At 72.8% G+C, this 9,110-nt stretch carries 9 protein-coding genes; 4 read left to right on the plus strand and 5 right to left on the minus strand.

From position 1 onward, the window contains the following. Positions 1-187 precede the first annotated feature (187 nt). Positions 188-979 carry a S16 family serine protease gene (locus tag ACWC24_RS00005; RefSeq protein WP_450660537.1) on the plus strand — a complete coding sequence of 264 codons (792 nt, stop codon included), beginning with the start codon at positions 188-190 and terminating at the stop codon, positions 977-979. A gap of 39 nt (positions 980-1,018) precedes the next feature. Here the strand turns inward: ACWC24_RS00005 and ACWC24_RS00010 are convergent, their stop codons facing one another. The 3 genes from ACWC24_RS00010 to ACWC24_RS00020 all read right to left on the minus strand — a co-directional run bounded on the left by ACWC24_RS00010 (position 1,019) and on the right by ACWC24_RS00020 (position 2,418). Continuing rightward, a complete protein-coding gene (locus ACWC24_RS00010; protein WP_450660538.1) occupies positions 1,019-1,198 on the minus strand; it encodes a hypothetical protein in 180 nt (59 codons plus the stop codon). A gap of 13 nt (positions 1,199-1,211) precedes the next feature. Beyond that, the gene (locus ACWC24_RS00015) at positions 1,212-1,796 is read right to left on the minus strand and encodes a helix-turn-helix domain-containing protein (RefSeq protein WP_450660539.1); all 585 of its coding nucleotides are present in this window, start codon (positions 1,794-1,796) and stop codon (positions 1,212-1,214) included. Positions 1,797-1,938: 142 nt separating this feature from the next. Further along, positions 1,939-2,418: an Lrp/AsnC family transcriptional regulator gene (locus tag ACWC24_RS00020; protein WP_450660540.1), complete on the minus strand. Its 480-nt coding sequence runs from the start codon at positions 2,416-2,418 to the stop codon at positions 1,939-1,941. Between the two features lie 124 nt (positions 2,419-2,542). Between ACWC24_RS00020 and hppD the strand changes: the two genes are divergently transcribed. Continuing rightward, complete coding sequence (hppD, locus tag ACWC24_RS00025; RefSeq protein WP_450660541.1) at positions 2,543-3,691, plus strand: 4-hydroxyphenylpyruvate dioxygenase; 1,149 nt, start codon at positions 2,543-2,545, stop codon at positions 3,689-3,691. Positions 3,692-3,793: 102 nt separating this feature from the next. On the opposite strand, the gene ACWC24_RS00030 is transcribed toward hppD, so the two are convergent. Beyond that, a complete protein-coding gene (locus tag ACWC24_RS00030) occupies positions 3,794-5,266 on the minus strand; it encodes a tetratricopeptide repeat protein (protein WP_450660542.1) in 1,473 nt (490 codons plus the stop codon). Positions 5,267-5,358: 92 nt separating this feature from the next. On the opposite strand from ACWC24_RS00030, the gene ACWC24_RS00035 reads away from it, so the two are divergent. After that, positions 5,359-6,777 (plus strand): FAD-binding oxidoreductase, encoded by a 1,419-nt coding sequence (locus tag ACWC24_RS00035; RefSeq protein ID WP_450660543.1) that lies wholly within the window; start codon positions 5,359-5,361, stop codon positions 6,775-6,777. Positions 6,778-6,870: 93 nt separating this feature from the next. Here ACWC24_RS00035 and ACWC24_RS00040 read toward each other — a convergent pair whose 3' ends face one another. After that, complete coding sequence (locus tag ACWC24_RS00040; RefSeq protein ID WP_450660544.1) at positions 6,871-7,347, minus strand: SsgA family sporulation/cell division regulator; 477 nt, start codon at positions 7,345-7,347, stop codon at positions 6,871-6,873. 244 nt (positions 7,348-7,591) lie between these two features. Between ACWC24_RS00040 and ACWC24_RS00045 the strand changes: the two genes are divergently transcribed. Further along, positions 7,592-9,085 (plus strand): RDD family protein, encoded by a 1,494-nt coding sequence (locus ACWC24_RS00045; protein ID WP_450660545.1) that lies wholly within the window; start codon positions 7,592-7,594, stop codon positions 9,083-9,085. The last annotated feature ends 25 nt before the right edge of the window (positions 9,086-9,110 follow it).

Below are 9,110 nucleotides of genomic sequence, written 5' to 3' on the forward strand. Positions count from 1 at the left end.
GGCGCCGGAAGGTCCTTGTAGCGGAGCTACCAGGGCCTTTCGGCAACGCCGCTGGGGGTCCCCCCTCTGGGGGAGCGCGTGCCGGGCGCCGCCCGTCGGGCCCCACTTTTGTTCGGAGCTCTAAGTCCGGGAGGGCCGGGAACCACCGGCCCCCGGTCCGTCGGCGGCGCCGCGTTAGATTGATCCTGTGCTCTCTCGCCTCACACGCCTCCAGGCTCTCACCGTCTGCGCCGTGCCCGTCGTGGCCCTGCTCGCCACGGCGGCCTTCGCACCGCTGCCGTTCTCGATCGCGCAGCCCGGTATGACGGCCGACGTCCTCGGCAAGCACCAGGGCGCCCCGGTGATCACCATCTCCGGTGCGCCGGTCCGTGGCACGAACGGACAGCTGCGGATGACGACCATCGAGGCGACGGGTCCGGACACGGACGTCTCGCTGAGCGAGGTGATCGACGGCTGGTTCGCCAAGGACCGGGCGATCATGCCGCGCGACGCGGTCTACCCGGGCGGCGGGAACACCAAGGAGATCGAGCAGCACAACACCGAGCAGATGAAGGAGTCCCAGGACGCGGCGACCGAGGCGGCACTGGGCTATCTCCATCTGGACGACAAGAACGTGAAGGTCAAGCTGAAGCTCGCCGACGTCGGCGGCCCCAGCGCGGGTCTGCTGTTCTCCCTGGGGATCGTCGACAAGCTCGACGGCGACGGCAGCGGCGGCGACCTCACGGGCGGCCGGACCGTGGCCGGCACCGGGACGATCACCGCCGACGGCAAGGTCGGCGCGGTCGGCGGAGTGGGTCTGAAGACGCAGGCCGCGCGGCGGGACGGGGCGACGGTGTTCCTGGTGCCGAAGGACGAGTGTTCCGAAGCCGGGTCCCAACTGCCCGCGGGACTGCGGCTGGTTCCGGTGACCACGCTGAAGGGCGCGGTCGGCGCACTGGTGGCGCTGGAGAAGGGGAAGGGCTCGGTCCCGAGCTGCTAGGGCCTGTCCGGCAGCGTCGCGCACGCGCCCTCGTCGGTCTCAGTGCGCGAACGCGGGCCTGGGCGGGGTGGTCAGGCGCAGCCCGACCTCGACGAGGGTCCAGCCCAGTCGGGTACGGAGTTCGCCCGGGCGCCGGGCCCCGGTGGCCAGGCGGTGGCTCTCGGCCCGGTCGCGGAGGTCGGTGGCGTGGTGCGCGGCGAGCTGGCTTTCGAGGTGCATCTCGGTGTTCCTCTCAGTCCGTGCGGATGGGGAAGAGGTGCGTGTGGATCCGTACCGTCTCGGCGTCCCGGCCGTCCGTTTCGCGGCCCAACTGCCGGTAATTGTCGATCAGTTCGTGCATCTTGGCGATGAGTTCGGCGGACAGTGCGGGTGTCAGGCGCAGGGTCGCGTCGCTCATGTCGGAGCCGTCGGACCACTCCTTGGACCAGTCGCCCCGGGTGACGAGCCAGGAGGACAGCTCGTGGGCGTGCATGTTCGCCATCTCGTGCAGGAACGCCTCCGCCACTCCCCGTGTCCCGGGGTCGGCGTCGTCGAAGTCGGTGGTGTCGAGGACGAGCCCCTGGTCCACCGCCTGCCACCAGCGCTCCCGTCCCTTGCCCTGCTGCGGCGCGTCCTCGACGAAGCCGTGGGCGGCGAGCTGACGCAGGTGGTAGCTGGTCGAGCCGCTCGACTCGCCGAACCGCTCGGCCAGTAGGGAGGCGGTCGCCGGGCCGCGCTGCCGCAGGGCCTCCAGCAGCTGCATCCGGAGCGGGTGCGCGAGCCCCCGCAGCGAACGGGCGTCGAGCTGACGCCGCTTCCGTTCCTCGTGCTCCGTCATACCTACAAAGATAGCGCTGCAAAGAATCCGTTGCAAGGATTTCTTTGCAACTTGCTTCTCCGTATCTCGTGGTGCCGACGTGCCGACGTGCCGACGTGCCGATGTGCCGACGTGCCGTCAGGGGTGGCCCGTGACCCGCCGGTCAGGCCGGTTCCCGGTCCTCCGCCGCCTGTTCCACCAGCGGGATGATCCGCAGCGGAACGGCGTTCTCCATCACGATCGCGGTCGAGGCCCGGACGATCCCGTCGAAGCCGACGACCAGGTCGATGACGCGCTGGAGGTCGGCGTTGGAGCGGGCCACCAGCCGGCACAGCATGTCCCCGCCGCCGGTGGTCGTGTGCAGCTCCAGCATCTCCGGCACGGTCGCCAGATGGGCCCGTACGTCCGCCCCCTGCCCCTGCCGGATCTGGAGGGTGGCGAACGCGGTGACGGGGTAGCCGAGGGCCGCCGGGTCGACCTGGGGCCCGAACCCGCGGATGACCCCGTTCGACTGGAGCCGGTCCAGCCGCGCCTGCACGGTCCCGCGCGCGACCCCCAGCCGCCGGGACATCTCCAGCACCCCGATACGCGGCTCGCGGGCCAGCAGCACGATGATCCGGCCGTCCAGTCGATCGATCGCCATGCCCGCGCCTCCGCGATGGTCATCATGTACAGAAAGTCCGCCGTCACGGGTATTCTGCTGCACAGATTGCCCAATGAATACGCGAACTGTTGCGCACCTTGCAGGGCCGGTCCAGGCTGCCGCCATGACGCAGACCACAGACCACACTCCCGACACGACCGCCCGGCAGGACGATCCCTTCCCGGTCAAGGGAATGGACGCGGTCGTCTTCGCCGTGGGCAACGCCAAGCAGGCCGCGCACTACTACTCCAGCGCCTTCGGCATGCGCCGGGTGGCCTACTCCGGACCGGAGAACGGCAACCGCGAGACCGCGAGCTACGTGCTGGAGAACGGCTCGGCCCGCTTCGTCTTCACCTCCGTGATCAAGCCCACCACCGCCTGGGGCCAGTTCCTGGCCCAGCACGTGGCCGAGCACGGCGACGGCGTCGTCGACCTCGCCATCGAGGTCCCGGACGCCCGCCGCGCGTACGCCTACGCGATCGAGCAGGGCGCCCGCTCGGTCGCCGAGCCCTACGAGCTCAAGGACGAGAACGGCACGGTGGTCCTGGCCGCGATCGCGACGTACGGCGAGACCCGCCACACGCTCGTGGACCGCTCCGGCTACGACGGCCCGTACCTGCCCGGGTTCGTGACCGCGGGACCGATCGTCGAGCCGCCCGCCCAGCGCACCTTCCAGGCCGTCGACCACTGCGTCGGCAACGTCGAGCTCGGCCGGATGAACGAGTGGGTCGGCTTCTACAACAAGGTCATGGGCTTCACGAACATGAAGGAGTTCGTGGGCGACGACATCGCGACCGAGTACAGCGCGCTGATGTCGAAGGTCGTCGCCGACGGCACGCTCAAGGTCAAGTTCCCGATCAACGAGCCCGCCGTCGCCAAGAAGAAGTCCCAGATCGACGAGTACCTCGAGTTCTACGGCGGCGCCGGCGTCCAGCACATCGCGCTCAACACCAACGACATCGTGCGCACCGTACGGACGATGCGCGCGGCCGGCGTGGAGTTCCTGGACACCCCCGACTCCTACTACGACACCCTCGGCGAGTGGGTCGGCGACACCCGGGTCCCCGTGGAGACCCTGCGCGAGCTGAAGATCCTCGCCGACCGCGACGAGGACGGCTACCTGCTCCAGATCTTCACCAAGCCGGTCCAGGACCGTCCGACCGTCTTCTTCGAGATGATCGAGCGGCACGGCTCGATGGGCTTCGGCAAGGGCAACTTCAAGGCCCTGTTCGAGGCGATCGAGCGCGAGCAGGAGAAGCGCGGCAACCTGTAACCGCCCGCCGCGACCGCATGCGAGTACGGGCCGACCGGCACCCGGTCGGCCCGTACGGCTCCGCCGCCCCCGTCCGTAGCGCTCGCCTCGCCCGACCGCCCCCTACCTCGCGCTCTCCGGCCCCTTCACGTCCGGCGGCAGACTGGCGTCCGGTTCGCCCAGCTTCGCCAGTGCCGCCCGCGCGGCCGGCGCCCCCAGCAGCGAGAAGGCCGGATTGATCCGCAGCGCGTCCTGGAGATCCCGGCGCGCGGAACCCAGCCGTTCCAGGTGCTGTTCGATCACCCCCCGGTGATACGCGTACAGCGCGCTGCGCACCCCGCCCCCGTGCACCTTGTCCGTCGCGGTCTTGGCGAACTTCAGCGCCTCCTCGTCCTCCCCGGCCCGGTGCAGCGCCCACCCCAGCGCGTCGGCCACCGCGATACCCGGCTGCCGCTTCCACTCGGCGCGCAACCGCCGCACCGCTGACTCCGCATCGCCGTGGTCCGCCTCGAACAGCCCGAGCACCAGCTCCTCGTCCGCCCCGCCCGCGGTCGCGGCGCCGACCCGGGCCCGCAGCACGTCGTACTGCTCCCGCGCCTTGTCCGCGAGGCCCACCGACTCGTAGAGCTCGCCCAGCTCCAGCGCGTACTGCGGCAGCGGCTGCCCGGCCAGCGCCGCCCGGTAGGCGGCCACCGCCTCCGCCGTCCGGCCCAGCGCCGCCAGCACCCGCCCCTGCCCGGCCCGCGCGGCCCACTGGTCGGGGTCCAGCCGCACCGCCTCCCCGAAGTGCCGCAGCGCCTCCGTCGTGTCCCCGCGCTCCCACGCCAGCCGCCCGGCCTGCTCCTGGTACGCCGCCTGCTCCGCCGGGGTCCGCGCGCCCGCCGCCGCGTCGGCGACCGTGGCCGCCGCGTCCTCGCGCCACCCCCGGTCCCGGTAGACCGTGGCGGCCTGGGCCAGCGTGGCCGGCCCCTTGTGCAGTGCCATCAGCTTGTCGAGGGTGCTGCGGGCCTTCTTGTAGTCGCCGAGCCCGGTGTACGCGTCGATCAGCAGCGGATACGTCGTCCACCGCTTCGGCGCCTGCTTCAGCGCGGTCTCCCCCCACTTGCGCGCGGCCGGGAAGTCACGGCGCGCGTTCGCCAGCGCCGCAAGCCCGTCCAGCGCCTCCGCGTTGTTCCTGGGCAGCGTGCTCAGCGAGGTGCGCAGCGCCTGCTCGGCCCGCGCATAGTAGGCGGCCTGTGCCGTCCGCCGTCCCTGCTCCGCATAGGCGGCCCCGAGCACCGCCCACGAGGCGCCGTCCTTCGGGTGGACCCGCAGATACGTCTCGCGCTGCCCGATCAGCGCCCGAAGGTCGGGCAGCGCCGCCGGCACCCCGCCCCTGACCGCGGCCAGCGCCAGCGCCCCGGACGCCGGAGCCCCGTGCGCCGGAGCGGGGTGCACCACGGCCGGCCGCCGCGCCGCCGTCGTCGGCAGCAGCAACAGCGTCGCGCCCAGCGTGATGCACACCAGGGCCGCGACGAGCAGCAGCCGCCGGACGACACGCCCGGTGGAAGCCTGCCGTCGGGACGAGGTCACGGAAGTCGGTGGTTGTCCGTCCATGGCGCTCACTGTGCGGGAGCGCGACGACCGCAGCGCGGCAGCCGAAGGGAGCCGCGGACGGGGTTCACACCGATGGCCGCGAGTGCGAACCTTTGATCATGAGCCGTATCGAAGCGCCTCGTGACGAAGCGACCGCAAACCCGTACGGAAACCTCCTCGACCGTCTCCGGGACGGCCTGCCCGCCGACGCGGTCCTCACCGACCCCGACGTCACCGCCTCGTACGCCAACGACATGGCCAGCTTCTGCCCGGCCGGCGCCCCGGCCGCGGTCGTGCTCCCGCGTACGGTCGAACAGGTCCAGCACGTCATGCGGGTCGCCACCGAACTGCGCGTCCCGGTCGTCCCGCAGGGCGCCCGCACCGGTCTGTCCGGCGGCGCCAACACCTCCGAGGGCTGCATCGCGCTGTCCCTGACCAGGATGGACCGGATCCTGGAGATCAGCCCGGTCGACCGGATCGCCGTCGTCGAACCGGGCGTCGTCAACGCCGTCCTGTCCCGGGCGGTCGACGAGCACGGGCTGTACTACCCGCCCGACCCCTCCAGTTGGGAGACCTGCACGATCGGCGGCAACATCGGCACCGCCTCCGGCGGCCTGTGCTGCGTGAAGTACGGGGTCACCGCCGAGTACGTCCTCGGTCTGGACGTGGTGCTGGCCGACGGCCGACTGATGTCCACCGGCCGCCGCACCGCCAAGGGCGTCGCCGGGTACGACCTGACCCGGCTGTTCGTCGGCTCCGAGGGCTCGCTCGGCATCGTCGTACGGGCCGTGCTGGCGCTCCGGCCCAAGCCGCCTGCCCAGCTGGTGCTGGCCGCCGAGTTCGCGTCCGCTGCCGCCGCCTGCGACGCGGTCTGCCGGATCATGGCCGGCGGGCATGTGCCGTCCCTCCTCGAACTCATGGACCGTACGACGGTGAAGGCCGTCAACGACCTCGCCCACATGGGCCTGCCGGAGACCACCGAGGCGCTGCTCCTGGCCGCCTTCGACACACCCGACCCGGCCGTCGACCTCGCGGCCGTCGCCGCCCTGTGCGAGGCGGCCGGTGCCACCCAGGTCGTGCCGGCCGACGACGCCGCCGAGTCCGAACTGCTGCTCCAGGCCCGCCGGATGTCGCTCGTCGCGCTGGAGGCGGTCAAGGGCACGACGATGATCGACGACGTGTGCGTGCCGCGCTCGCGGCTCGGCGAGATGCTGGAGGGGGTCGAGCGGATCGCCGAGAAGTACCGGCTGACCATCGGCGTCTGCGCGCACGCGGGCGACGGCAACACCCACCCGACGGTCTGCTTCGACGCCCAGGACCCCGACGAGTCCGCGCGGGCCCGCGAGTCCTTCGACGAGATCATGGCGCTCGGCCTGGAGCTCGGCGGCACGATCACCGGGGAGCACGGCGTGGGTGTGCTGAAGAAGGAGTGGCTGGCGCGTGAACTGGGGCCGGTGGGACTGGAGATGCAGCGGGCGGTCAAGCAGGTCTTCGACCCGCTGGGCATCCTGAACCCGGGCAAGCTGTTCTGACCGGCCCGGCGGCGCACCGTCCGCCGGGACCCGCGCTTCACCCCCCCCGCACAGGGATCCCGCGCCGCACCTCCCGTACCGGGACCCCGCGCCTCACTCACCGTCCTGGGACTCGTCCGACGGCCACGGGTCGCGCAGCCACAGCTCGTCCGCGGGCGTCGGGGCGAGCAGTTCGGTCAGGCCGTCGTCCAGCCCGAGCCGCTCGCCCTCCGTCCCCGGCGGCACCAGCCGCAGCGTGCGCTCCAGCCAGGCCGACACCTGCGCCGTCGGGGCCTCCAGCAGCGCGTCGCCCTCCGGCGCGCTGAGTGCGATCAGCACCACGCCCCGGCCTTCGACCTTCGTCGGCCACACCCGTACGTCCCCGTGTCCGCACGGCCGGAACACCCCCTCCACCAGCAGCTCACGGGCGAAGGTCCAGTGCACGGGGTGCTCGGAGTGGACGTGGAAGCCGATGTGGACGGCGTACGGATCGGCCGTGCGGTAGGTGAGCCGGGCCGGGACGGGGATGCTGTGCTCCGGCGACAGGATGAGCGTGAGCTCCAGCTCGCGCTCGATCACGGTCTCCTTCATGGCGTTGCGTTCCTCTCTCGTGCGGGGCCGCCGGGATGGGCCCGCCCGGGTGAGAGAAGCGCGGGAGGCAACCATTACGCGGGTTCGCGGAACTTTTCTCCGGTCTTCCTTCCGAGCGTGTGAAGCAGATGCACGAGGTTGCCCGGAAAGGGGTGGGTCGGGCGGGAGTGGCGGTGCGGATTGCGCTCGTCTGATAGATGTGGAGGCCCTCATTTGACCTCCGAGCAGATACGGGACGACGGACATGAGCGCCCCAACCCCGGCATCCGGTGACGACAGGCCCCGCGAGGGGTACTACCCGGACCCGTCCATTCCTGGCTATGTCCGGTACTGGAACGGTGCCTCCTGGGTACCGGGCACCAGTCGTCCGGCCCCGTCCGACGGAGCGCCGCTCGTCCCGCCGGCCGCCGCCCCGCAGCCGTCCGCGCCCGCGCCGGTCGAGGAGACCGGCCCGCACTTCTTCGACGAGGACCCGCAGCCGCGTCCGGTCACCCCGGCCGAAGCCCAGCACGGCAGCCGTCCCGAGCCCGCGTCGGCCTGGGGCGCCGACCCCTCACGGCAGTCCGGCTTCGGCGCGGACAAGGACCGTCGGGTCTCCTGGGGCACCCCGCAGGCCGCCGACCCCCGGGTCCGCGCGTCCGGCGGCCGTCCGGCGGGTACGGACGGCACGGCGACGCCTCCCGCGGCCGCGGACCCCGCCGAGCGCGCCGTCGACGACTCGTTCGTCCTGCGTCGGCCGACGGCCGGACCCGCGGCGACGCCGGGGCCGGAGGCCTCGGGTGAGGCCTCCGGCCCCGGCGGCGACGACGGCACCATGACCTTCCGTCCCGTTCCGCCGGGCACGGCGCAGCAGGACGGCGGGCCCGGGGCGGGCCCGCAGGGGCCCGTCGGGGCCCCCGCGTCCGGCGCCGCCGGCCCACGGCCCGGTTTCGGGGCGGGGAAGGCCGCGGCGGCCCGTGCGGCGGCCGCCCAGACCCCAGGGCAGGTGTCCGGGCAGGCGCCCGGACGGACCTCGGCGGAGGCCCCCGCGGCCGCCGGTGTCCCCCCGCAGGCCGCACCGCTCGGCACGCCCGCCCCCGCCGCTGCCGCCGCGGGTGGCCTGTCGATGACGCCGATGGGCGGCGGGGCGGGCGGCGGGCAGCCCTCCTGGGCGCAGCAGGTGCACCAGTTGGCGGGCGCGCAGGACGGCGGGCCCGTGGCGCCGTGGAAGCCGCCGGTCGAGGACGTGTTCCAGGCGGCCGCCCGGCGTCGGGCGGCGGCCCGGCCCGCGGGGCTCGGCAAGCGGTTCGCCGCCCGGTTCGTCGACACCCTGGTCCTCGCGGCGGTCACCTCCGCCGCGGCCGTCCCGCTCGGCACCAGGGCGATCGACCACGTCGACGAGAAGATCGACGCGGCCAAGCTGTCCGGCCGGACCGTCACGGTCTGGCTGCTCGACGGCACGACGTCGGTGTACCTCGGGATCGTGCTCGCCGTCCTGCTCGGCTTCGGTGTCCTCTACGAGGTGCTGCCCACCGCCCGTTGGGGCCGCACGCTGGGCAAGAAGCTGCTCGGTCTGCAGGTGCGGGACATCGAGGGCCACGAGCCCCCGGCCTTCGGCGCGGCCCTGCGCCGCTGGCTCGTCTACAGCGTTCCCGGGCTGCTCGGCTTCGGCGTCGTGGGCGTCCTGTGGTGCCTGTTCGACCGCCCGTGGCACCAGTGCTGGCACGACAAGGCGGCCCACACCTTCGTGGCGGACTGACGGCGAGCGCCTGACGGCGAGCGCC

This window comes from Streptomyces sp. NPDC001443, from assembly GCF_053597355.1.

Bases quoted from the DNA above. Each gene is read 5' to 3' on its own strand.
- ACWC24_RS00010 (WP_450660538.1), bottom strand. From the start codon at position 1,198: ATGCACCTCGAAAGCCAGCTCGCCGCGCACCACGCCACCGACCTCCGC.
- ACWC24_RS00015 (WP_450660539.1), bottom strand. From the start codon at position 1,796: ATGACGGAGCACGAGGAACGGAAGCGGCGTCAGCTCGACGCCCGTTCG.
- ACWC24_RS00020 (WP_450660540.1), bottom strand. From the start codon at position 2,418: ATGGCGATCGATCGACTGGACGGCCGGATCATCGTGCTGCTGGCCCGC.
- hppD (WP_450660541.1), top strand. From the start codon at position 2,543: ATGACGCAGACCACAGACCACACTCCCGACACGACCGCCCGGCAGGAC.
- ACWC24_RS00030 (WP_450660542.1), bottom strand. From the start codon at position 5,266: ATGGACGGACAACCACCGACTTCCGTGACCTCGTCCCGACGGCAGGCT.
- ACWC24_RS00040 (WP_450660544.1), bottom strand. From the start codon at position 7,347: ATGAAGGAGACCGTGATCGAGCGCGAGCTGGAGCTCACGCTCATCCTG.
- ACWC24_RS00045 (WP_450660545.1), top strand. From the start codon at position 7,592: ATGAGCGCCCCAACCCCGGCATCCGGTGACGACAGGCCCCGCGAGGGG.